The 21,763-nt window shown below is 64.2% G+C and carries 23 protein-coding genes; 12 read left to right on the forward strand and 11 right to left on the reverse strand.

What is annotated here, in order from left to right:
- The first annotated feature begins 62 nt into the window (after window positions 1-62).
- Window positions 63-830, forward strand: coding sequence for an enoyl-CoA hydratase-related protein (locus tag JQ616_RS22395; RefSeq protein WP_212018107.1), 768 nt, complete (start codon window positions 63-65; stop codon window positions 828-830).
- 112 nt (window positions 831-942) lie between these two features.
- Window positions 943-1,833 (forward strand): aldose 1-epimerase family protein, encoded by an 891-nt coding sequence (locus tag JQ616_RS22400; protein WP_212018109.1) that lies wholly within the window; start codon window positions 943-945, stop codon window positions 1,831-1,833.
- A gap of 26 nt (window positions 1,834-1,859) precedes the next feature.
- Here JQ616_RS22400 and JQ616_RS22405 read toward each other — a convergent pair whose 3' ends face one another.
- Window positions 1,860-2,060: a hypothetical protein gene (locus JQ616_RS22405; RefSeq protein ID WP_212018111.1), complete on the reverse strand. Its 201-nt coding sequence runs from the start codon at window positions 2,058-2,060 to the stop codon at window positions 1,860-1,862.
- A gap of 221 nt (window positions 2,061-2,281) precedes the next feature.
- Between JQ616_RS22405 and JQ616_RS22410 the strand changes: the two genes are divergently transcribed.
- Entirely contained in the window at window positions 2,282-2,743 is a 462-nt protein-coding gene (locus JQ616_RS22410; RefSeq protein ID WP_212018113.1) for a cache domain-containing protein, read from the forward strand.
- 212 nt (window positions 2,744-2,955) lie between these two features.
- Here the strand turns inward: JQ616_RS22410 and JQ616_RS22415 are convergent, their stop codons facing one another.
- Window positions 2,956-3,690, reverse strand: coding sequence for an SDR family NAD(P)-dependent oxidoreductase (locus JQ616_RS22415; RefSeq protein ID WP_212018114.1), 735 nt, complete (start codon window positions 3,688-3,690; stop codon window positions 2,956-2,958).
- 198 nt (window positions 3,691-3,888) lie between these two features.
- On the opposite strand from JQ616_RS22415, the gene JQ616_RS22420 reads away from it, so the two are divergent.
- Both JQ616_RS22420 and puuE read left to right on the forward strand, forming a co-directional pair.
- Window positions 3,889-4,302, forward strand: coding sequence for a DUF3830 family protein (locus JQ616_RS22420; RefSeq protein WP_021077459.1), 414 nt, complete (start codon window positions 3,889-3,891; stop codon window positions 4,300-4,302).
- Between the two features lies 1 nt (window position 4,303).
- The gene (puuE, locus tag JQ616_RS22425; RefSeq protein ID WP_212018116.1) at window positions 4,304-5,242 is read left to right on the forward strand and encodes an allantoinase PuuE; all 939 of its coding nucleotides are present in this window, start codon (window positions 4,304-4,306) and stop codon (window positions 5,240-5,242) included.
- A 213-nt stretch (window positions 5,243-5,455) separates the two neighbouring features.
- On the opposite strand, the gene JQ616_RS22430 is transcribed toward puuE, so the two are convergent.
- Genes JQ616_RS22430 through JQ616_RS22450 form a run of 5 tightly spaced genes read right to left on the reverse strand, consistent with a single transcriptional unit; the run spans window position 5,456 to window position 10,828 of the window.
- Window positions 5,456-6,988 carry an ABC transporter ATP-binding protein gene (locus JQ616_RS22430; protein ID WP_349630039.1) on the reverse strand — a complete coding sequence of 511 codons (1,533 nt, stop codon included), beginning with the start codon at window positions 6,986-6,988 and terminating at the stop codon, window positions 5,456-5,458.
- Complete coding sequence (biuH, locus tag JQ616_RS22435; RefSeq protein ID WP_212018118.1) at window positions 6,985-7,668, reverse strand: biuret amidohydrolase; 684 nt, start codon at window positions 7,666-7,668, stop codon at window positions 6,985-6,987. Before biuH ends, JQ616_RS22430 begins: the two co-directional genes overlap by 4 nt.
- Window positions 7,669-7,684: 16 nt before the next feature.
- On the reverse strand, window positions 7,685-8,611 hold the full coding sequence (locus tag JQ616_RS22440; protein ID WP_074125989.1) for an ABC transporter permease: 927 nt from the start codon (window positions 8,609-8,611) through the stop codon (window positions 7,685-7,687).
- Window position 8,612: 1 nt separating this feature from the next.
- Complete coding sequence (locus JQ616_RS22445; RefSeq protein ID WP_212018119.1) at window positions 8,613-9,722, reverse strand: ABC transporter permease; 1,110 nt, start codon at window positions 9,720-9,722, stop codon at window positions 8,613-8,615.
- A complete protein-coding gene (locus JQ616_RS22450) occupies window positions 9,719-10,828 on the reverse strand; it encodes a BMP family ABC transporter substrate-binding protein (protein WP_212018121.1) in 1,110 nt (369 codons plus the stop codon). The genes JQ616_RS22445 and JQ616_RS22450 overlap by 4 nt, the downstream gene beginning before the upstream one ends.
- A 383-nt stretch (window positions 10,829-11,211) precedes the next feature.
- Here JQ616_RS22450 and JQ616_RS22455 point away from each other — a divergent pair, with 383 nt between their 5' ends.
- From JQ616_RS22455 to JQ616_RS22465, 3 genes are all read left to right on the forward strand, one after another.
- Window positions 11,212-12,483, forward strand: a complete 1,272-nt coding sequence (locus JQ616_RS22455) for an allantoate amidohydrolase (RefSeq protein ID WP_212018123.1) — start codon at window positions 11,212-11,214, stop codon at window positions 12,481-12,483.
- Window positions 12,484-12,611: 128 nt separating this feature from the next.
- Window positions 12,612-13,850 carry an ATP-binding protein gene (locus JQ616_RS22460; protein WP_212018125.1) on the forward strand — a complete coding sequence of 413 codons (1,239 nt, stop codon included), beginning with the start codon at window positions 12,612-12,614 and terminating at the stop codon, window positions 13,848-13,850.
- Between the two features lie 150 nt (window positions 13,851-14,000).
- Complete coding sequence (locus JQ616_RS22465) at window positions 14,001-14,222, forward strand: hypothetical protein (protein ID WP_224942950.1); 222 nt, start codon at window positions 14,001-14,003, stop codon at window positions 14,220-14,222.
- A gap of 114 nt (window positions 14,223-14,336) precedes the next feature.
- On the opposite strand, the gene JQ616_RS22470 is transcribed toward JQ616_RS22465, so the two are convergent.
- The gene (locus JQ616_RS22470) at window positions 14,337-14,633 is read right to left on the reverse strand and encodes a hypothetical protein (protein ID WP_212018129.1); all 297 of its coding nucleotides are present in this window, start codon (window positions 14,631-14,633) and stop codon (window positions 14,337-14,339) included.
- Window positions 14,634-15,479: 846 nt separating this feature from the next.
- Window positions 15,480-16,412 carry a LysR family transcriptional regulator gene (locus tag JQ616_RS22475; protein WP_212018131.1) on the reverse strand — a complete coding sequence of 311 codons (933 nt, stop codon included), beginning with the start codon at window positions 16,410-16,412 and terminating at the stop codon, window positions 15,480-15,482.
- Window positions 16,413-16,497: 85 nt separating this feature from the next.
- Between JQ616_RS22475 and JQ616_RS22480 the strand changes: the two genes are divergently transcribed.
- A complete protein-coding gene (locus tag JQ616_RS22480; protein ID WP_212018133.1) occupies window positions 16,498-17,565 on the forward strand; it encodes a YeiH family protein in 1,068 nt (355 codons plus the stop codon).
- Between the two features lie 76 nt (window positions 17,566-17,641).
- Complete coding sequence (locus JQ616_RS22485; RefSeq protein WP_212018135.1) at window positions 17,642-18,316, forward strand: cysteine hydrolase family protein; 675 nt, start codon at window positions 17,642-17,644, stop codon at window positions 18,314-18,316.
- A gap of 59 nt (window positions 18,317-18,375) precedes the next feature.
- On the opposite strand, the gene JQ616_RS22490 is transcribed toward JQ616_RS22485, so the two are convergent.
- Both JQ616_RS22490 and JQ616_RS22495 read right to left on the reverse strand, forming a co-directional pair.
- The gene (locus tag JQ616_RS22490; RefSeq protein ID WP_212018137.1) at window positions 18,376-18,903 is read right to left on the reverse strand and encodes a hypothetical protein; all 528 of its coding nucleotides are present in this window, start codon (window positions 18,901-18,903) and stop codon (window positions 18,376-18,378) included.
- A 62-nt stretch (window positions 18,904-18,965) separates the two neighbouring features.
- Entirely contained in the window at window positions 18,966-19,733 is a 768-nt protein-coding gene (locus JQ616_RS22495; RefSeq protein WP_212018139.1) for an alpha/beta hydrolase, read from the reverse strand.
- A gap of 214 nt (window positions 19,734-19,947) precedes the next feature.
- Here JQ616_RS22495 and JQ616_RS22500 point away from each other — a divergent pair, with 214 nt between their 5' ends.
- Both JQ616_RS22500 and JQ616_RS22505 read left to right on the forward strand, forming a co-directional pair.
- The gene (locus JQ616_RS22500; protein WP_212018141.1) at window positions 19,948-20,910 is read left to right on the forward strand and encodes an AraC family transcriptional regulator; all 963 of its coding nucleotides are present in this window, start codon (window positions 19,948-19,950) and stop codon (window positions 20,908-20,910) included.
- 213 nt (window positions 20,911-21,123) lie between these two features.
- Window positions 21,124-21,735 carry a TIGR00730 family Rossman fold protein gene (locus JQ616_RS22505; protein WP_212019116.1) on the forward strand — a complete coding sequence of 204 codons (612 nt, stop codon included), beginning with the start codon at window positions 21,124-21,126 and terminating at the stop codon, window positions 21,733-21,735.
- Window positions 21,736-21,763: the final 28 nt, after the last annotated feature.

Consider the following 21,763-nt stretch of genomic DNA (forward strand, 5'->3'; position numbering starts at 1 on the left):
AGTGGGTACCGGTTCGCATGAAGAAAACGCGTCGAACAGGAAGCAAGCAACAGGAGTGAGACATGAGTGAAGTGGTCGTGGCGCTGGACAATGGTGTTCTCACCGTGACGATGGCGCGTCCGGACAAGAAGAACGCGATCACCAATGCGATGTATGGCGCGATGGCCGATGCCCTCGAACGCGCGGAAAGCGATTCATCGATCCGCGCGGTGCTGATCCAGGGCGACGGCGACAGCTTCACTGCCGGCAACGATCTCGCCGATTTCGCCGCTGTGTCGCGCGGCGTGCAGGGCGAACGTCACGTCTCGCGCTTCCTTGCTGCGCTTGCCAAGGCAACGCGGCCGCTGGTTGCCGCCGTGCAGGGCAATGCGGTCGGCATCGGCACCACCATGCTGCTGCATTGCGACCTCGTCTACCTCGCGCCGACCGCGCGGCTGATCACGCCATTCGTCAATCTGGCGCTGGTGCCCGAGGCAGCGTCGACCTATCTGCTGCCGCAGCGCATCGGCTACGCGCGGGCCTATGCGATGTTCGCGCTCGGCGAGCCGGTTGAGGCGGAGACCGCGGTCTCGATCGGCCTCGCCAATGCCGTGGTGCCGCTGGCGGACCTCCGCGCCAAGGCACGCGCAGCGGCGGATGCGCTGGCGAAGCGGCCGTTCGGCTCGCTCCAGCACACCAAGGCGCTGATGCGCGATCCCGCGGGGATCAGCGCGCAGATGGCCCGCGAGGGCGAAATCTTCCAGGAGCGCCTGAAGAGTGCGGAAGCACGCGAGGCGTTTGCCGCCTTCGCCGAGCGCCGCCCGCCGGATTTCTCCAAGATCGCTGGCTAAGCTCCGGACTTGGGGCCGTCCCGCGTGGGCGGCCCCATCGCTTTGGGGTTGACGGCTTCGCCTGCATCGAACATCTCGTGTCAGTGCACAGCGCAACCCGGCGAGGCGAGGCATGAGCGACAGTCACACGCTGCGCGGCGACGGAATCGCCGCGATTATTCAGGCCCAGGGCGCCGAATTGTCGTCGCTGAGGAATGCCGAAGGTAGGGAACTGCTGTGGCAGGCCGGCCCGCAATGGCCGCGCCATGCACCTATCCTGTTCCCGATTGTCGGCCGGCTGAAGGACGACACGCTGCGCCACAACGGCAAGGCCTATCCGATGACGCAGCACGGCTTCGCGCGCGACCGTCGCTTTGCCTGGGTGGAGCAGGGGGAGCGATCCTGCAAGCTCGCGCTCACCGACGATGCGGAAACCCGCGCACGCTATCCCTTCGCATTCCGGCTCGAGGTCACCTACACGATTGATGGCGCCGATCTCGAGGTGGGCTTCGAGATCATCAACCCCGGTGACGAGATGCTGCCGGCTTCGCTCGGCGGTCATCCCGCATTCAATTGGCCGCTGGTGCCGGGGCTGCCGAAGGAGGCTTACACGCTGACCTTCGGCAAGACTGAACCCGCGCCGATCCGGCGGTTGAAGGATGGATTGATGCGCCGGCAGCCTGAACCCAATCCGGTCAAGGGCAGAACGCTTGCGCTGTCGGAGGAACTGTTCGATGACGACGCGATGATCTTCGATCAGGTCGCAAGTACATCGATCCTCTTCGCGGCGACACTAGGCCCGGCAGCAGCCACGCAAGGCGCGGCGATCGAAATATCCTGGCGCGGATTTCGCGAACTCGGCATCTGGTCGAAGCTCGGCGGCGCGCCGTTCCTGTGCATCGAGCCGTGGCACGGTTTTGCCAGTCCAGCGGAGTTCGATGGCGAATTCGCCGACAAGCCGGGCCTGATGCATGTCGCGCCGGGCGCACGTCAGTCGCTCGGCTACCGCATTCGCGTGAGCTGATCGACGATCAACTCAATGCTGCAACCTCAATGCGTGCGGCTGCCGAGCGCATTGGTGAGCGCGCCGACTGATGGCGGGTTCTCATGTGCCCAGGCCTCATGCGCGGCGAGATCACGATAGTGCTCGGCCATGCGCAGCAGCCGCTCGCGGATGCCGCTATCGTCCTCGCCCTTGGCCTGATCGGCGAGCTGCGCGGCGCGTTCGAGAAGCGTTTTCGGATCGATCACGACAGGGCTCCAAATCCGGTTTTGCCAAGCGGACAACGGTCAGAGCCAAGCACAGTTCCTGCCGTGGTTTGATGACAGGGCGACGGCGGTCTCTACTTATCAGCTCGTTGGCGGGCACGAGCAGGCTGGTCAACAGGGTCAATGTTTGAATATGATCCCTTGCGGGCCTACGCACGGTGCATGACATTTGAAAATTCCTCGAAGTGCAGGGAGGAATATCCATGTTTCGTAACCTCGTGATTGGCGCACTCGGCGCCGTGGCTGTCTTGTTCTCGACGACGGTATTCGCGCAAGGGACTGCGGCGGACGCCAGGGCCATGCTCGAAAGGACGGTTGCGGCGATCAAAGCCGATAAGGCCAAGACGCTCGACCAGATCAACAAGGGCGAAAGCGGCTTCCTTGTGGGTGACCTCTATCCGTTCTGCTTCAATCTCAGCGACGGCATGATCGTCGCCATCGGCAATCCCAACGTCAAGCAGCTGCTGGGAGTGGACAGCAGGATGCTCAAGGACCCAACCGGCAAGGTATACGGCCCGGAGCTTTACGCCGCGGCAAAAGAAGGCCAGGTCAATGAGGTCGGCTACATGTCTCCCAAGGCCGGCGCGGACAAGACGTGGGTGCCGAAGGTCAGCTTCGTTACCGCGATCGCGGGCCTCGGATGCGGCGTCGGCTACTACAAATAGTCCGACCAGACCAACCATCATATGGGCGCCGAACTCCAACGCCCAGACAATGCTATTGTCTCGCGCGACCGGTCAGTTCCGATGCGCGGCTGCGCCTTGGTGAGTCCGGGCCTAAAGCGCGATGAGATTGGGTTGAATCGCCATCGCGCTTTAGCTCCTTGCTTGAGCATGATCTTTCCGGAAAACCGCTTCGCGCTTTTCCGGATCATGCTTCAGTTGAACGCCATGCCACCGCTCATCGCGATGGTTTGTCCGGTCATGTAGGGATTGTTGACCAGGAGCATCACAGCCTGCGCGACCTCCTCCGCTGTGCCGAAACGGCCGACCGGGATCCGACTGACGAGGCCGTTCTGTCCCTTCATCATGTCGGTCTCGATCAGCGACGGTGCCACCGCGTTGACCGTGATGCCTTCCTTGACCAGCCGTGCCGCATAGCCGCGGGTCATGCCTTCCATCGCCGCCTTTGACGCATTGTAGTGCGGACCGATCGAGCCGGCGCCGCGCGCAGCACCCGAGGAGATGTTGACGATGCGGCCCCATGTCCGGGTGCGCATCATCGGCAGCACCGCCTGCGTGCAGAGAAACGCCGATTTGAGATTGACCGCGATCGTGCGGTCGAAATCCTCTTCGGTGAGGTCGTCGACACCTTTGACGATCGCAATGCCGGCATTGTTGACGAGGATGTCGACCGGTCCGAGCTCGGACCTGGCGCGCTCGACCAGGGTCGTGACGGCCGCCGCTTCCGAGACGTCGGCGGCGACAGCAACCGCACGGCCGCCGGCGGCAATGATGCCCTTCGCCAGCGTCTCCGCCTCGGCCGCGCGTTCGCGGTAATTGATGGCGACGGCCGCGCCGGCGTCCGCCAGCATCTTGACAATTGCAGCACCGATGCCGCGCGATCCGCCGGTCACCAGCGCCACATGTCCGTGCAGACTGTTGGTTGTCATCGGTCGTCCTCCTGTGCGAGTGCGGTCAGGTTGACAAAGCGGGCGGCGGGGTGCAACGCAACCCTGCTCAAACCTGCGTTGCGGCAGCCGGCCTTGCGGCGAAAAACCGGCATTTTGGGCTGGAATCGGCCTTGCGTCCGGCGCGGGCCGGCGGCAATGGTTGGGGCATCACTTCTTCCAGCTATCCACGAGAGTCCGATGAGCAAACTGATTGTCCGCGCCGGCGATTTCACCTTTGACGCCCGTTTCGAGGAACAGCTCGCGCCGAAGACGGTCGCCGCCTTCCGCAAGGCGATGCCGTTCGAGAGCCAGGCGATCCATGTGCGCTGGAGCGGCGAGGGCGTCTGGATGCCGCTCGGCGATCTCGATTTCGGCGTCTCCTACGAGAACCACACCAGCTATCCGGCGCCGGGCCAGATCATCCTCTATCCCGGCGGCATCAGCGAGACCGAGATCCTGCTCGCCTATGGCGGCGTGCATTTCGCCAGCAAGATGGGCCAGCTCGCCGGCAATCATTTCATCACCTTGACCTCGGGGCTGGAGAACCTCACCGCCTTCGGCAAGACCGTGCTGTGGAAGGGCGCGCAGAACATCCGCTTCGAGGAAATCTGATGTGATCGAGGCCCGTTATCCGCGCGATCTCCGCGGCTACGGCCGCAATCCGCCCGATCCGAAATGGCCCGATGCCGCGCGCGTCGCGGTGCAGTTCGTGGTCAATTTCGAGGAGGGCGGCGAGAACAACATCCTGCACGGCGATCGCGCCTCGGAAGCGTTCCTGTCTGACGTGCTGGGTGCGCAGCCCTGGGTCGGCCAGCGTCACGCCAATATCGAGACGATGTTCGAATATGGCTCGCGCGCCGGCTTCTGGCGGCTGTGGCGGATGTTCACCGAGCGGAAGCTGCCGACCACCGTGTTCGGCGTCGCGATGGCGCTGAAGCGCAATCCGGATGTCGTCGCCGCGATGCAGGAGGCGGGTTGGGACATCGCCAGCCACAGCCTGCGCTGGGTCGAGCACAAGGATATGTCGGAGGACGAGGAGCGCGCGGAGATCGCGCGCGCGATTGCCGTGCACACGGAAGCGACCGGCGCGCGGCCCCTCGGCTGGTACACCGGCCGCTCCTCGATCAACACGCTGCGGCTTCTGATGGAGGCCGGCGGCCTGCGCTATCTCTGCGATTCCTATGCCGACGACCTGCCGTACTGGATCAAGTCTGCCGGCACCGAGCCGCATCTCGTGATCCCCTACACGCTCGATGCCAACGACATGCGCTTCGTCAATCCGCAGGGCTTTGGCGGCGGCGACGAGTTCTACACCTATCTGAAGGACAGTTTCGACGTGCTCTATGCCGAGGGCGCGACGTCACCCAAGATGATGTCGGTCGGCCTGCATTGCCGCGTCGTCGGCCGCCCCGGCCGCGCCGCCGCGCTGATGCGCTTCCTCGACTACATCCTGAAGCACGAGCACGTCTGGGTGCCGACCCGGCTTCAAATCGCCGAGCATTGGCACGCCAACCTGAAGCATCTGGCTGCGGACGCGTTCGAGATCGGGTAACGCGGTTTCGCGTGCGAGGCTCTTTGTTACCTCGCCCCGCGTGCGGGGAGAGGTCGGATCGCATGAAATGCGATCCGGGTGAGGGGGAGCCTCCGCGAACGAAGCTATCACCGTGTACGCGGAGACGGCCCCCTCACCCCAACCCTCTCCCCGTAAGAACGGGGCGAGGGAGCGCAGCGCTGTCGGGGCTGCTGTTCGACGCGGCTGCTCGCCTCAATGCCCGGCCATGTGCCGGCCGATCTCGGTGAGGTCGGCCTCGCTGGCGCGGGCCTCGTGGACGAAGGCGCCGTGGAACATCACGATCAGCCGATCCGACAGCTCCAGCAACTCGTCGAGGTCTTCGCTGACCAGGAGCACCGCCGCGCCGCGGTTGCGGGCGGCCATGATCTCGGCGTGGATCTGCGCCACTGCCGCGAAGTCGAGCCCGAAGCACGGGTTGGCGGCGATCAGCACCTCGACATCGCCCGAGAGCTCGCGCGCCAGCACCGCGCGCTGTACGTTGCCGCCCGATAGCGCCGCGATCGGCGTCTCCGGCGTGCGGGTCTTGATCTTGTAGCGGTTGATCTTGCGCTCGGCGTCGTCGCGGAACGCTGAACGATTGAGCCACCAGCCGCCGCGCGCGAACGGAGCGCGGTCGAATTCGCGGAACGCGATGTTGTCGGCAACGCTCATGCCGCCGACGCAGGCATTCTTCAGCGGCTCTTCCGGCAGCAGCGACATCCTGTGGCGGCGCATCTCCTCGCGGCTCGCCGCATACGCTTCGCCCTGGACGCGGATCACGCCGCTCTCGGCCTCGCGCTGACCGGCCAGCACTTCGACCAGCTGCCGCTGGCCGTTGCCGGAGACGCCGGCGATGCCGACGATCTCGCCGCTCTTCACGGTCAGCGACACGCCGTGCACGGCAATCGCGCCGGCATCGTCGAGCGCGGTGAGCTTGTCGAGCTCGAGCCGCGCAGCGCCGGTCTCGCCGGTGCGCGGCGGCTGCACTGTCAGCTGCTCGGCGCCGATCATGGTGCGCGCCATCTCGTCCGGTGTCAGGTCGGCAACCCGGCCGGTGCCGGCGAGCTTACCGCGGCGCAGGATCGTGACGTCGTCGGCAAACGCCATCACCTCGCGGAACTTGTGCGTGATCATCAGGATGGTGAGCTCGCCCGCGACCACCATGGCGCGCAGCATGCCGAGCACCTCGTCGGCTTCGCCCGGCGTCAGCACCGACGTCGGCTCGTCGAGGATCAGGAAGCGGCGCTTCAGATAGAGCTGCTTGAGGATCTCGCACTTCTGCCGTTCACCGGCCGAGATGTCGGAGACCTTCGCGTCGAGCGGCACCTTGAACGGCATCCGCGAAAGGAAAGCCTCCAGCTCCTTCTTCTCCTTGCGCCAGTCGACCACGGCCGGCACGTCGTCGCGTGCCAGCACGAGGTTCTCGGCGACCGTCATCGCCGGCACGAGCGTAAAGTGCTGGTAGACCATGCCGAGCCCGAGCGCATGCGCATTCTTGGGGTTGGCGATGCTCTGCTGGCGGCCGCCGACGATGATGTCGCCTTCGGTGGCGTGGTAGTAGCCCATGATACACTTCACGAGCGTGCTCTTGCCGGCGCCGTTCTCGCCGAGCAGCGCGTGGAACGAGCCGGGGCGCACCTTGAGCTCGACATTGTCGAGTGCGAGGAAGTCGCCGAACCGCATCGTCACGGCGATGGCATCGACGCCGAACGCGCCTGACGGGGCGGGCGGTTCGCCGATGATCACGACAGCGCCCCGATCAGGTCGGCGGATTTGGTCACCGCGCCGAACACGCCGCCCTGCATCTTGATCATCTTCAGCGCATGGTCGTGGTTGCTCCGGTCGGTCGCGCCGCAGCAATCCTCGACCAGCACGCATTCGAAGCCGCGATCGTTGGCCTCGCGCATCGTGGTGTGGACGCACACGTCGGTAGTTATGCCGGTCAGCACGATGTTCTCGATGCCGCGCAATCGCAACATCAACTCGAGATCAGTGGCGCAGAACGAGCCTTTTCCGGGCTTGTCGATGATGGGTTCGCCGGGCAGCGGTGCGAGGTCGGGAATGATGTCCCAGCCCGGCTCGCCGCGCACCAGGATGCGGCCGCAGGGGCCGGGATCGCCGATGCCGGCGCCGATCTGCCGCGAGCGCCAGCGCTTGTTGGCGGGCAGGTCGGCCAGGTCAGGCCGGTGGCCTTCGCGGGTGTGGATGATGTGAAAGCCCTGCGCGCGCATCACCGCGAGCAGCTTCTTGATCGGCTCGATCGGCGCTCGTGTCAGCGAAAGATCATAGCCCATCTTGTCGACATAACCGCCGACGCCGCAGAAATCGGTCTGCATGTCGATGATGATGAGCGCGGTGTTCTCCGGGCGCAGATCGCCATTGTAGGGCCAGGCATAGGGCTCGGACTTGATGAAGCGCTCGGGCATGTTGAACTCGCTAGGTCTATCGGGTGATGGACAATTCGGCCGGCGCGCCGGTCAACGTGCGCTTCGGCGAGCAGGTGATGATCATGATCGCCAGCGTCAGGATGTACGGCGCGGCATTGAACAGATGATAGCCGGAGGTGATGCCGACCGATTGCAGCGCCGGCCCGAGCGCGGCGGCGCCGCCGAACGCGAGCGAGGCCCACAGGCACAGCATCGGGTCCCAGCGCGCGAAGATGACGAGCGCCACCGCGGTGATGCCTTGTCCCGAGGATAGGCCTTCGTTCCAGCTGCCGGGATAGAACAGCGACAGGAACGAGCCGCCGATGCCGGCGAGGAAGCCGCCGACCATGGTGGCGCGCAATCTAATTAGCAGCACGGAATGGCCCATCGCGCGCGCCGCGTCGGCGCTTTCGCCGGCGGTTCGGATCAACAGGCCCCAGCGCGTGGTCCTGAACGCCCAATACAGCAGCGGCGCGATCGCGACGCCGATCAGGAACAGCACGTTGATGCGCAGCGCCGCGCGCAGCTGCGGGATGTCGCTCCACCAGCCGAAATCGATCGCCGGCAGCCGTGCCGCCGTCGGCTCGATCAGCGGCTTGCCGAGGAAGAACGCCAAACCAGTTCCGAGCAGCATCAGCGCGATGCCGACCGCGATGTCGTTGACCCGTGGCAGCGAGCAGATCCCGGCATGCAGCGCGCCGAACAGGGCGCCGGTGATCCCTGCCGCGAGCACGCCGAGCCATGGCGAGCCCGAGAGATAGGAGATGCCGTAGGCGCTCATCGCGCCCATCACCAGCGTACCCTCGAGGCCGAGATTGATGCGGCCAGATCGCTCGGTGATGCATTCGCCGAGGCTGACGAACAAGAACGGCGTCGAGACGCGGATGGCGCCGCCGAACACCGCGAGCGGAACGGTCCAGAGCCCGAGCGATGCATCGGCCATGTCAGGACTTTCCCTTCAGGAATCCGATCCGCCCATAGAGCGCATCGCTTGCCAGCACGAACACGAAGATGATGCCTTGCAGCACCAGCACCGAGGCATCGGGCAGGCCGAGCCGCCGCTGCAACAGGCCGCCGGAGGCCGAAATGCCGCCGAGCAGGATCGCGACCGGAATGATCGCCAGCGGATTCTGCCGCGCCAGGAATGCAACCAGGATGCCGGTGAAGCCGTAGCCCGCGGCGAGGTTGGCATTGGTGCGGCCCTGCACGGCCGCGACCTCGATCATGCCGGCGAGCCCGGCGCAGCTGCCGGCAAGGAAACAGACGGTCATGATCAGCTTGCCGACCGAAAGCCCGACGATCTTGGCGGCGCGGATGTTGCCGCCGGCAACGCGTGCGGCGAAGCCGAAGGTGGTGTGATAGACCAGAATGTAGGCGGCCACCGCCGCGACCAGGCCGAACACCAGGCCCCAATGCACGTCGGTGCCGGGAATGCTGCCGATCATGTTGGCGGCGCCGATCTCGCGCGTCGACGGCTTGTTGAGGCTGGCCGGATCTCGCATCGGCCCCTCGACCAGATGGTTGAGGATCGCAAGCGCGATATAGACCAGCAGCAGGCTCGAGATCGTCTCGTTGACCCCGCGATACTGGCGCAGGCCACCGGACAGCGCGATCCAGAGACCGCCGCCGATCATGCCGGCGATCACCATCGCGGTTTGCACGACGATCGGCGCGGCGCCCTGCAAGGCCAGCGCCGCTGAGGTCGCCGACAGCGCGCCGATCAGAAGCGCGCCTTCGCCGCCGATGATCACCATGCCGAGCTGCGCCGGCAGCGCCGTGCACAGCGCGGTCAGGATCAAGGGCGCGGCGCGGGTCAGCGTGTTCTGCCAGGAGAACCAGGTGCCGAACGCGCCGTAATACATGTAGAAATAGAGGTCGAGCGGGTTCTTGCCGTAGAGCGCAATGAAGCCGCCGAACACTGCGAGCGCGCCGATCAGCGCCGCGCCCGGGATCAGGATGTATTCGATGCTCGCGCCATAGCGCTGGAGGAATCCGGGATCGGCGGCCGGAGCAACGCCGGCCGCCTCCACCGATTCCGCCGTCTCGGTCGTCACGCGGTGGCTCCGATCACGCCCTCGACCAGATAGTCCATCTTCTCGAGTTCGGGATCCTGCTGGCCGCGGTCGGTGCCGCCGGCGATCACGGTCTTGCCCTTGTTGTCCGCGATCGGGCCCTTGAAGATCGTGTATTCGCCGGACATGAACTTGGCCTTGACGTCGTCGGCATGCTTGCGCGCTTCCGCCGAGACCATCTCGCCATAGGGCGACACCTTGACGATCTCTTCCTTCAGGCCGCCGCGATAGAAGTTCGGGATCGCTTCACCAGCCACGATCATCTTGACGAACTTCGGATACAGCGCCTCCCAATTCCATTCGGCGCCGGTGAGATAGGCCTTCGGCGCCAGCGGCGACTGGTTGACGTGATAGCCGCACACCATCGCGCCGCGCCGCGCGGCGTTCTCGACCATCGTCTTCGGTCCGTCGACATGGCAGGTCAGCACGTCGACGCCCTGGTCGATCAGGCTGTTGGTCGCCTCGGCTTCCTTGACCGGCATCGACCAGTCGCCGGTGAAGATCACCTGCGTGGTCGCCTTCGGATTGGCAAGGCGCGCGCCGAGCGTGAACGCGTTGATGTTGCGCAGCACCTGCGGGATCGGCTTGGCGGCGACGAAGCCGAGCTTGCCGCTCTTGGTCGAATAACCGGCGATGATGCCGGAGATGTATTGCGCCTCGTCGATATAGCCGAAATAGCTGCCGGCGTTCTTCGGGTCCTTGTCGGTCCACAGTCCGCCGCAATGCTCGAAATGCAGTTTTGGAAACTTGCTCGCCATCTTGACGACGTGCGGGTTGTAGTAGCCGAACGAGGTCGGAAACAGCAGCGTGGCGCCGTCGAGATTGACCATCGACTCGATGGTCTTCTCGACCGCGTCGGTCTCCGCCACCTTCTCTTCCTCGACCACCTTGATGCCGGGAAGCTTCTTCACCGCCGCCGCGCCCTGCGCGTGCGCCTGGTTGTAGCCGTAGTCGTCGCGCGAGCCGACATAGATGAAGCCGACCGTGGTTTCCGCCGCCGCCGCGCCGCGAATGCCGAGCGTGCTGCCGAGCGCCAATGCCGCGCTTCCCTGCAATAAATGCCTTCGTGAAATCCTGCCAAAATCCATCGCCTGCTCCCTCCGGCGGGTCCGGCCCGCCTGTCCTTGTCGCAGCCGCCGTAACGGCGGAGCTTGACAGAGTGTCGCAAGCTTCGTGCCAGAGCATATTTGGCAATCACGGTTCCGTAAGTATTGGAACTTAAACGATAATGTTGATCGACGCAGGCGGGCCTTCAGGCTGACTAAGGTCTATTTGCCTATTTTCTGTGCGATCAATCGTCGTTGTATGCAATGCCGTTAAGCAGTCCCCAACCGATTCCCGGGCGGTTCGGACCGCCCGGATCAGCCCGTGACGCCCGATTTGTTGGCTGGTGAATTGGAGCGGGCCTGATACCAGTGGGACCGAGTCCGGGGCGAGGTGTGGGCGCCGAATTGGACTGATGGGAAACAGCATGAGCGAGACAAAACCGTCCTCGAAACCGTCCACCCTTGGCGACGAGATCGTGGCGCGGATCGATCAGCTGGCGGCGATCTCCGAGACGCCCGAGCATCTGGCGCGAATCTTCCTCACGCCCGAGCACCGCAAGGCCGCCGATCTGATCCTGTCCTGGATGCGCGAGGCCGGCATGAGCGCGCATCTCGATGCGATCGGCAATGTCTGCGGCCGCAACGAGGGCGAGCGGCCGGGCCTGCCGGCGCTGATGCTCGGCTCGCATTACGACACCGTGCGCGACGCCGGCAGATGGGACGGCCCGCTCGGCGTGATCACCGCGATCGCCTGCGTCGCCGATCTGAACCGGCGCGGCAAGCGGCTGCCGTTCGCGATCGAGATCGTGGGCTTCGCCGACGAGGAGGGCGTGCGCTTCGCCTCGACCCTGCTCGGCAGCCGCGCGGTCGCCGGCACCTTCGACGAGAGCGTGCTCAACACAAGCGACCGCGCCGGCACTTCGATGCGCGATGCGCTGATCGCCTTCGGGCTCGATCCCGATCACATCGGCAAGGCGGCGCGCGCCCGCCGCGAGCTGCTCGGCTATGTCGAGCTGCACATCGAGCAAGGTCCCGTGCTGGAGGAGAAGGCGCTGCCAGTCGGCGTCGTCACCGCGATTTCAGGCGCGACCCGGTTGGCCGCCAGTCTCACCGGTATGGCCGGTCACGCCGGCACCGTGCCGATGCCGCTGCGGCGCGATGCGCTGGCGGGCGCCGCCGAATGCATCGTTGCGATCGAGCAGTTCTGCAAGTCCGACGAGCAGGGCCTGGTCGGCACCGTCGGCTACATCAACGCGATGCCCGGCGCCACCAACGTGATCCCGGGCAAGGTGTCGTTCACGATGGACATCCGCTCGCAGAGCGACATGCATCGCAAGCGCGCGGTCGCCGACATCGTGCGGCAGATCGAGGCGATCGCAAAACGCCGCGAGCTCGCACTTCAGATCGACGTCACCCATGAGAACCGCAGCGTGCCCTGCGCGCCGTGGCTGAAAGCGCAGATTGCGGAGGCGGTCGCGGCCGAGGGCCATGCCGTGTTCGAGCTGCCGAGCGGCGCCGGGCATGACGGCATGGCGATGGTCGACATTGCCGATATCGGCATGATCTTCGTGCGCTGTCGCGGCGGGATCAGCCACAATCCGGCCGAGCATGTCGAGCTCGCCGACGCCGACACCGGTGCGCGGGTGTTGCTGCGCTTGGTCGAGAATTTTCGACCGCACGTTACAGTGAATAGCTGACGCTGCATGTGGCGGTCGCCCGTCCGTGCCGAATCCGGACAGTTGGGCCGCCATCGCCTGGCACAGCCCGCCTATTTGCGCCCCGGCCCTGAAGCGCTAGACTTGCCCCCATTGGGGAGGGGGAGGGCATGCGGTCGTCCGTCGTCCAGGACGTTCAGTTCCCAAAGCAACCGGCGCTGCAGCTGATCTATGACACTGCACCGATCGGTCTTGCCTACCTCTCGCCCGACTGCCGGTATCTCCAGATCAATCAGCGGCTGACCGAGATCTGCGGCATTTCGGTCGAAGGCCATCTCGGACGCACCGTGCATGATTGCGTGCCCGCGCTCGCCACCGCGGTCGAAGGCATCGTTCGCTCGATCATGGAGACTGGAGAGCCCGTCACCGGCGTCGAGGTTTACGGCCAGCGCCCGGGCCACAATGACGAGCGCTGCTGGATCACGCATTGGCATCCGCAGCGCGGGCCGAATGGCAACATCGTCGGCGTCAACGTGGCCGCCGAAGAGATCACCGATCGCAAGCGCAGCGAGCGCGAGATCCGCGCCGCGCGCGACGCGGCCGAGAAGGCCTTGCATCATCTGCAGGAGACCCAGGCGTCGCTCATCGAGGCCGAAAAGCTTGCGGCGCTGGGCCGGCTGGTAGCCGGCGTCGCGCACGAGATCAACAGCCCGGTCGGCACCAGCCTCACGGTCGCTTCGGTGCTGGAGCAGAAATGCGCCGACTTCGCCGCCGAGGCTGCGCGCGGCAAGTTGAAGCGCTCGACCCTGAGCGATTTCATCGAGGTCGTCGAAAGCGCGTCGTCGTTATTGGTCGGCAACCTCAAGCGCGCCGCGGACCTCGTGCAGTCGTTCAAGCAGGTGGCCGTCGACCGCAGCTATTTCGACCGCAGCGCGTTCGATCTCGGCGAGGTGACCGAGCGGGTTCTCCTGAACCTGCGTCCGGCGCTGCCGAAGTACAATCTGACGCTCGAGGTCGATTGCCCGTCGGCTCTGGCGATGAACAGCTATCCCGGTCCCTGGGGGCAGGCGCTGACCAATCTGTTCGTCAATGCGGTGGAGCATGCATTTCCAGATGGCAAGGGCGGCACCATCATGATCCGGCTGCGCGCGTCAGGCGCGGACCGGGTCGAGATCCTGTTCGCCGACGACGGCTGCGGGATGGACCGCGACGTGCTGCGGCAGGCCTTCGATCCGTTCTTCACCACGCGCCGCGACATCGGCCGCATCGGGCTCGGCCTGCACATCGTGCACAACATCGTCACGAACCGGCTGGGCGGCGAGATCCATCTCGACAGCGCCCCGGGCAGGGGGACCAGCGTGCGGATCACCCTGCCACGGGTGGCGCCGCAGCGCGGGACCGATCATTGAGGTCCATTTGGACCGCCGAGAAGGAAATACTCCCCGGCTTTCGGGTCGGAAAACGTCCTTCCAAGCAACCGCCGCAAAAGGCATTCCACGACCCTTGCTTCCGCCCTCCTCGTCGCGACATTGTTACGGTAGTCCCTGATGGTCACGACGATGAGCCAATCCGCATTCGATCCCTTCGGCGAGCCGGTTCCCGCGGTCGATTCTTCGGCCGCGAGCGAGGGCGTGTCGAAATGGCTGAAGACCGCGGGCACCAGCGTGTTCTGGGTGCTGGTGGTCGGCATCGTGCTGGCACGCGCCGTCTATTTCGAGCCCGGTGTGTTCAGCTTCGAGCACGCCGTTGCCTGGGCGCAGGGTCTGTTCGCCGCGCTCTGAGGCGGGATGAGCCCTGGTCTCTCTCCGAGAAGGCCCTTGCGCTCTCGATAGACCGTAACCCCTCACCGATAAGGGCCAGAAGCGGCCGCTGAAGTGTGGTCGACGTCTGGCACCTCACGCTGGGTGCCAAACATCTCTCGGCTTCAGCGCAACGCGACCTGTCCTGTTGGTCGGGGAGCTCATGTCCTCGAGTATAGCGCGACGCGCTTCTTCGAGGAGTTTATCGCCCGCGTCGGTCCATTGAGCTTCTCGCGAGCTGAGAACCTTCATCAAGCCAAAATCCGCCAAAGCCTGCACCGCATGTTCTGCGGCAGACATTGCCTGAGGGTCAACTGAGCCCTTATAGCTGTCGAGATATTGATCGACCATATTGGCTAGGGCAACCAACAACGTCTTTTCGCTTTCCGTCATTCTGTCTTGGCTTCGTCGAGGACCGATCGCTGGAGGCGACCGTAGTTAGATCTGCGGTTCACTCATGCAGCGCTAGTTGGGCTTCGCGAGAAGATCATGCAATCGCTGTGCATTCCATAGCGGAACCCATTCGCCAACGCCGTCTCGCTGGGTCTCTACGCGAAGAAGTTCAAAATCGTATGTCCCAAACCGGTACGTGTAGCGCTCACGCGTGGCGTTCGACACGTCCGATGTAGTCTCAGCACTGAAGAGACCTGTCTGTTTGTCCCAAGTCATGAACCCCGGAGCTTCCTCCGACGTGCCTATACCATCTGGATATGCGAGGATTGGAAACTTAACTCCCTTCGGTCTCCGCAGATTCGACAAATCGAACACCCGCTGGGTCGACTTCAACGTCCCGTAGCAAACGACAAAAGCGAGACGACGTTGGCCTGATGCAACGCGGAGGAAACGAACCGGCGCGAGCTTCATGCCATCCTTGTACTGGCAACCGGCTTGGTCGGCCGCGCGTCTCAGAAAGCTTGGCACTAGCTCTGGGGGACTGCTACTTCGAACTCCGTTCGTCCTTGTGCGAGGTCCTGCCACTCACGACGCAGGTCTTCTAGTACGTCGGCTTCCGAGCGCTGCTGCGAAATTCCTGCAACTGGAAGCGTGAGAAGGACAAGGCCGACCAAAACACGAATGATATGGCTAATTGCACGCATACCAGAGACTCTACTACAGCGGGAAGAGACGCATCAATGTTCGAACGTCCGCTTCGGGTTACAAGACGATATTGTTTGGGTCAGATCGCGTGTCGCCGCCGAAAGCGGGCGTCCGAGATTTCTATGAGTACGAACCCCAGTCTCATCGCGCTCGAGCGGCCCGCATCCGCGCCGCCGTCTTCGCAGCCCGTGCCTCCCGAATGATCCCCTCGAACGCGACCGCCGCCGGCACGTCGAGCCGGCCGGGCGATTTCAATTGCCACAGTGTGCGCTCGATATGGACGCCCTTGATCGGGATCACCTTCAGCTTTTCGAGCTTGACCTGATCGTCGATCGTCGCGATCGACACGATGGCGACGCCGACGCCTGAGGCCACCGCCTGCTTGATCGCCTCGGTGCTGCCGATCTCGAGCGTCCGCTGCGGCTCGACGCGGTGGGCGGCGAGTGCCTGCGCGACCACCTCGCGGGTGCCGGAGCCGGGCTCGCGTACGATCAGGATCTCGTCGTTGAGCTGGCGGACATCGATCGGGCCCGACGCGGCCGCGAAGCGATGATCGGGCGCTGCGATCAAGACCATCACGTCGGTGCGCCAGGCCGCGCTGGTCAGGGCTTCGTCCTCGACCGGCCCCTCGACCAGCGCGATCTCGATCTCATGCCCCAGCATCAGCGCGGCGATATCAGAGGTGTTGGCGCTCACCACATGCAGGTCGATGCCGGGAAAGGCGCGGTGAAACACGCCGAGATATTCCGGGATCATGTAGGTCGCGATCGTCGTGCTGGCGCCGATCCGCAGCGAGCCGCTGTCGAGGTTGCGCAGCGCCTGCAACTCGTCCTCGGCGGCGCGCTCGGCCGCGAACAGGGTCTCGGCATGCCTTGCCAGCGCGGCGCCCTCCCGGGTCGGCCGCACCCCCTTCGGGGTGCGATCGAGCAGCCGGCAACCGACCTGCAGCTCGAAATCCCGCACGCCTTTGGAGATCGCCGGCTGGCTGATGTGCAGGAGGTCGGCGGCGCGGGAGAAGCTTCCACTTCTCGCCACGGCCGCGAACAGGCGGAGCAGATGCAGGTTGAGGGACATAACTTCTCTCTATCGGGGCAGTTCGAAAAGATATTAGCCAAATGGCCTGCTTGGCGCATAAAATCTTCTCCGAAAAGAGGATTTCGTGCCGGAACAACAACAAGACCAGGGGCAGAGGCAGGGGGCGCTGAGGCGCATTTTCCTGCTCATTCCCGGCATTCTGCTCTGCGGGGTGGTCACGGTCATCTCGCTCGGCATCCAGGCCGCCGAGGAGCGCGTTTTCGACCATCCCTATATCGAGGCCCTGGTTGTCGCGATCCTGCTCGGCATGGCGGTGCGCACCCTCTGGGAGCCGTCGGAGCGCTGGCGCTCCGGGATCGCGTTCAGCGCAAAACAGCTGCTCGAGGTCGCGGTGATGCTGCTCGGCGCCTCCATCAGCTTTGCCGCGATCGTGGCGTCGGGCGGGCTTTTGATCGGCGCCATCGCGGTGACCGTCGTGATCATGCTGGCGGTAAGCTATGGCCTCAGCCGGCTGCTCGGGCTGAAGACAAAACTCGCGATCCTGATCGCTTGCGGCAACTCGATCTGCGGCAACTCGGCGATCGCGGCGGTGGCGCCGGTGATCGAGGCCGATGGCGACGACATCGTCTCCTCGATCTCGTTCACCGCCATTCTCGGCGTGCTGATGGTGCTCGGCCTGCCGCTGCTGATTCCGTTGTTGAAGCTGACGGCGACGCAATACGGCATCCTCGCCGGGCTCACGGTCTACGCCGTGCCGCAAGTGCTGGCGGCGACCGTGCCCGCCGGCATCGTCTCGACCCAGATCGGCACGCTGGTGAAGCTGGTGCGGGTGTTGATGCTGGGCCCGATCGTGGTCGGCCTTTCGCTGTTCGTGGCGCGGCGGCGCAAGGCAAACACCAAGGAGGGCACTGCAAAGCCCACCGCGATCAGCCCGTTCAAGCTGGTGCCGTGGTTCATCATCGGCTTCCTGGTGCTGGCCGCGCTGCGCTCGTTCCAGCTGGTGCCTGACATCGCGATCGCGCCGGTGACGAAGACGGCGGCGATCCTCACCGTGGTCTCGATGGCAGCCCTCGGGCTCGGCGTCGACGTGCGGGTGCTCTCGACCGTCGGCGGCCGGGTGACGGCCGCGGTCACGCTGTCGCTGCTGCTGCTGCTGGGCTTGAGCGTCGGCCTGGTGCACTTCTTCAAGTAACGCCGCCGAGCCCGCCACCGATTGTCGGATGGCACATCGCTTGCTTTACTGCTCCCGAAGCACACAGGGGAACGGGATGGCGAACACAGGGACAATCACGGCGGAGCCGGCGCCGATCACGCTCGACTGGAGCAAGACCGCGCTCGTCATCATCGACATGCAGCGCGATTTCATGGAGCCCGGTGGCTTCGGCGAGACGCTCGGCAATGACGTCAGCCAGCTTGCCCGCGCGGTGCAGCCGATCGCAGCGGTGCTGGCGGCGGCGCGCGATGCCGGGATGCTGGTGGTTCATACCCGTGAGGGCCATTTGCCCGATCTCTCCGACGCGCCGCCGGCGAAGGTCGAGCGCGGTGCGCCGTCGCTTCGGATCGGCGATTCCGGGCCGATGGGACGGATCCTGATCCGCGGCGAGGCGGGGCATGACATCATTCCCGAGCTCACTCCGCTCGAGAGCGAGATCGTGATCGACAAGCCGGGGAAGGGCGCGTTCTACGCCACCGAATTCGGCGATATCCTGCAGAAATACGGCATCGAGAATCTGCTGGTCTGCGGCGTCACGACCGAGGTCTGCGTCAACACCACCGTGCGCGAGGCCAACGACCGCGGCTACCGCTGCGTCGTGATCTCCGACGGCTGCGCGTCCTACTTCCCGGAATTCCACGAGATGGGCCTGAAGATGATCAAGGCCCAGGGCGGCATTTTCGGTTGGGTTACCGATTCAGCCGCGGTGCGGGAGGCGCTCGCTGATTAGCGCGCGATGAGATCAGGACGCGGACTCAATGACGTGCAGCCATAGCCGGATCGAACTGCCTAGCCCTTCGCGGCGGGTACGGGCGGCACCGGCAGAATGATTTCGGAAGCGACCTTCCAGTCCTTTCCGACGCGCAGCCAATTGATGATCATGAGAAACGGCCTGGCTGTTCCATCCTGCCCCGCATAAGAGACCGTGATGTTCATCGGCACATAGGACTCGGCGACGTCGCGCGTCAGGCCGACAACCCTGAGCTTCGAATAATCCGGCTCGAGCACGACCGGGCCGGAGCTACCGATGTCATGCAGCTTTTGATCAACTGCCTCGTTGCCCCAGAAGCCGGCCCAGTTCCCTTCGGACGGGATCGCGCTCTTGGCCACCAACAGGGTCGAGGGCGATTGCCAGAACATCCCATGCAGAGCCGTGAAATCGTGGTTGTTGGCCAATTCCATCAGCATGCCGAACTTCGACTTTATCGCGCTGAGGGTTGCAGCATCGAGCGGCTCTTTCCTGACGGCGGGAGCAGCCGCGACAGCTCCGGTGGCAAGAGCCGAGGCAGTGATAGTGACAAGAAGTGTCTTGTACATGCAGGAATTTCCCTTCGAGCGAGCGTACTGCTCCCGGCGCGAACGCGCCGGGAGCAGCACTGTCACTTCGCGAGTGCGGCCTTTTCAATCACCGCGGCGACTTCCTTGGCATGAACGACGAGCGAAGCATGGCTGCCGGCGACTTCCGTGGTCTGTGCCTTCATCCCGGTGGCGAAAAACTTCTGGGCCTCGGGTGCGATCACCTTGTCCTTTGTGCTGATCACGTAGAACGTCGGCTTGTCGCGCCAGGCGGCCGTATCGACCGGTGCCTCGAACGCCGTGTGGTTCAACGGAAGCTGATGGTTTGCCAGGGATTCGGCGATCTCCGGGGGAAGGTCAGCCGCGACCGCTGAAGGAAACACCTTCGGATCGATGTAGAGGTTGCCCTTGTCGTCGGGATGGATCGCCGCCCCACCTTCGGTTGCCGGACCGCTCTTGGCGAGGGTCGCCAGAGATTGTCCGACATCAGGCGCGAAAGCGGAGACGTAAACCAGCGCCGACACCTTCGGATCGTTACCCGCTTGCGTGATGACCACGCCACCCCAGGAATGGCCGACGAGGACGGTCTTGCCGTTCTGCTTCGCGAGCGCCTGTCTGGTGGCATCGACGTCAGCGGCAAGGGAGGTGAGCGGATTTTCGACAAGCGTGACGTTGTAGCCTTTCTTCGTGAGAATATCGGCAACGGGCTGCCAGCTCGTTTGGTCCACGAAAGCGCCGTGCACGAGCACGATGTTGTGGGCTGCCCCCTTGGGCAACTCGGCCGAATGGACGGAGCCGACCAATGTCGTTCCGGCCAGAAGTACGGCGGCTGAGAGGAAGATATTTCGCATTGATCGTTCCTGTTGGGGTATCGGACGAACCCGGTCCGGGGAATGGGCAGGCGTTTCCAGCACGGTCGCGGTTCTTCCATCTGCCATCGGCGAAATGGTTGCCGTACGTGACGTCGGCCCGCCGCGACATGACCTAGTTCGCGGACCTTTCGGACGATAGGGATCAATCGTCCGGATGTTGTGTCCTATCGTCCGCTGCCCTAATCTCGGCGACATGGACATACTCGCCCAAGTGCTCGATCGCGTTCGTCTCGGCGGGACGCTGCTCTTTCACTTCGAGCTTGGCCATCCCTGGAATCTGGAGTTGCCGGCGCGCCCCTACGCTCTGTTTCACTATCTCAGCCGGGGCTCGGCGACCCTTGCGCTCGGGCAGGAACAGGAAATCCGGATGACGGAAGGCGATTTCGTCGTGATTACTCGCGGCGAACCTCACGCGTTTTATTCGGATCGCCGCGCCAAGCCGTTGCAGATTGTCGATATCGATCGATCGTCGCCGCGTCTTGGCGTTGTTCGTCACGGCAGTCGTGCAAAGCCGCTCGCGACCATGATCTGCGGCAATTTCACCGTCTCACGGCCGCTGTTCGGCAGCGTGCTGGAGTTACTTCCGCCCGTGCTCCTGCTGAAGCCAACGGTGGATGGTGAGTGGCTTGAAGCGATCCTGCGTCGCATGGTCAGCGAGTCTGCGCTCGAGCGTCCCGGCCAACGCGTCGCGCTCTCACGACTGACGGAAGTGCTCTTTGTCGAGGTATTGCGAAACTGGATCAAGTCTCTCGGTCCCGGAGAAGGCGGATGGCTCGGGGCGATATCGGACCCGCATATCGGGCCCGCCCTGAAGCTGATCCACGAAAACCCGGAGCGGCCCTGGGCCCTGAGCGACCTCGGCCACCGCGTGGGGCTCGGCCGTTCGGCATTTTCAGCCCGTTTCACCAGGCTCGTCGGCCAGTCCATGCATCGCTATGTCATCGAACGCCGGATGGCAGAAGCGGCGTTCCTGCTTGAAACCAGCGACGAGCCGATCGCACGAATTGCGAGCCGGGTCGGTTACGAGACGGCGGCGGCGTTCTCGAAGCTGTTTCAACGGCATCACGGCCTATCGCCCGGCCGGTATCGAGCGGCTCGACGATCTGACGGCGGAGGAAGGCAAGGGGGCGTTCAGGAAGCAGAAGTCGCCGAATGACCTAGGCCCGGATATCAGACTGGGTGCCTGCGCGATTTCGGAATAGTAGAATAATATCCCTGAGTTGCCCGACGTGTCAAGCTTGCCTGGTCGAGCGTCGGGCGCCGCCGGCTACTTTGCATGGGGTTGTTTTTCGATATTTTGGCCGCGCCCCTGCGACGGCCCCATAACTTCATCTTGACGCTATGGCCGTGCATCGCGTTTATCCGGCACATGAGCAAGATCAAAGCAGTCTGCGTCTATTGCGGTTCCTCGCCCGGTCACGATGTTGCCTACGTCGAGGCAGGCGAACGATTGGGACACGCCCTTGCCGCATCGGGATTGACGCTGATCTATGGCGGCGGAACCCATGGTGTGATGGGCGCGGTCGCTCGCGGCGCACTGAATAACGGCGGCAAGGTCGGCGCGATCATTCCGAGGTTTCTCACAAACTGGGAAACGACGGCTGATGCGCTGAAGACGTTCGACGACTTGACGATCACGGACACCATGCACGAGCGCAAGCACAGAATGTTCGAGCGTTCTGATGCCTTCGTGGCGCTTCCGGGCGGCATCGGGACCATCGAAGAAATCGTGGAAATCATGACCTGGGCCCAGCTTGGGCAGCACCGCAAGCCGATGGTCCTGGTGAACATCAAAGGTTTCTGGGCGCCGATGATGGCCATGCTGGACCACATACGCAACGCAGGTTTCCTTCACAGAGACCACCTGCTTCAACCCATTGTCGTTGATCGTGCCGAGGACGTCATCCCGGCGATTGTCGCTGCCGCGGCCAAAGATGGCGCGTCCGAAGACGGTGTCTCGTCGATCATCGACAAGATGTAGATGCCTGCGTCCTCGGGCGTGATCAGGC

The sequence above is a fragment of the Bradyrhizobium tropiciagri genome, from assembly GCF_018130545.1.
GTDB classification, from domain to species: Bacteria; Pseudomonadota; Alphaproteobacteria; order Rhizobiales; family Xanthobacteraceae; genus Bradyrhizobium; species Bradyrhizobium tropiciagri_A.

Coding starts and splice junctions, on each gene's coding strand:
- JQ616_RS22460 (WP_212018125.1), top strand. CDS start 12,612: ATGCGGTCGTCCGTCGTCCAGGACGTTCAGTTCCCAAAGCAACCGGCG.
- JQ616_RS22475 (WP_212018131.1), bottom strand. CDS start 16,412: ATGTCCCTCAACCTGCATCTGCTCCGCCTGTTCGCGGCCGTGGCGAGA.
- JQ616_RS22420 (WP_021077459.1), top strand. CDS start 3,889: ATGAGCAAACTGATTGTCCGCGCCGGCGATTTCACCTTTGACGCCCGT.
- JQ616_RS22465 (WP_224942950.1), top strand. CDS start 14,001: ATGAGCCAATCCGCATTCGATCCCTTCGGCGAGCCGGTTCCCGCGGTC.
- JQ616_RS22415 (WP_212018114.1), bottom strand. CDS start 3,690: ATGACAACCAACAGTCTGCACGGACATGTGGCGCTGGTGACCGGCGGA.
- JQ616_RS22440 (WP_074125989.1), bottom strand. CDS start 8,611: ATGGCCGATGCATCGCTCGGGCTCTGGACCGTTCCGCTCGCGGTGTTC.
- JQ616_RS22505 (WP_212019116.1), top strand. CDS start 21,124: ATGAGCAAGATCAAAGCAGTCTGCGTCTATTGCGGTTCCTCGCCCGGT.
- JQ616_RS22485 (WP_212018135.1), top strand. CDS start 17,642: ATGGCGAACACAGGGACAATCACGGCGGAGCCGGCGCCGATCACGCTC.
- JQ616_RS22500 (WP_212018141.1), top strand. CDS start 19,948: ATGGACATACTCGCCCAAGTGCTCGATCGCGTTCGTCTCGGCGGGACG.
- JQ616_RS22450 (WP_212018121.1), bottom strand. CDS start 10,828: ATGGATTTTGGCAGGATTTCACGAAGGCATTTATTGCAGGGAAGCGCG.
- JQ616_RS22410 (WP_212018113.1), top strand. CDS start 2,282: ATGTTTCGTAACCTCGTGATTGGCGCACTCGGCGCCGTGGCTGTCTTG.
- JQ616_RS22495 (WP_212018139.1), bottom strand. CDS start 19,733: ATGCGAAATATCTTCCTCTCAGCCGCCGTACTTCTGGCCGGAACGACA.
- JQ616_RS22400 (WP_212018109.1), top strand. CDS start 943: ATGAGCGACAGTCACACGCTGCGCGGCGACGGAATCGCCGCGATTATT.
- biuH (WP_212018118.1), bottom strand. CDS start 7,668: ATGCCCGAGCGCTTCATCAAGTCCGAGCCCTATGCCTGGCCCTACAAT.
- JQ616_RS22470 (WP_212018129.1), bottom strand. CDS start 14,633: ATGACGGAAAGCGAAAAGACGTTGTTGGTTGCCCTAGCCAATATGGTC.
- JQ616_RS22455 (WP_212018123.1), top strand. CDS start 11,212: ATGAGCGAGACAAAACCGTCCTCGAAACCGTCCACCCTTGGCGACGAG.
- JQ616_RS22490 (WP_212018137.1), bottom strand. CDS start 18,903: ATGTACAAGACACTTCTTGTCACTATCACTGCCTCGGCTCTTGCCACC.
- JQ616_RS22395 (WP_212018107.1), top strand. CDS start 63: ATGAGTGAAGTGGTCGTGGCGCTGGACAATGGTGTTCTCACCGTGACG.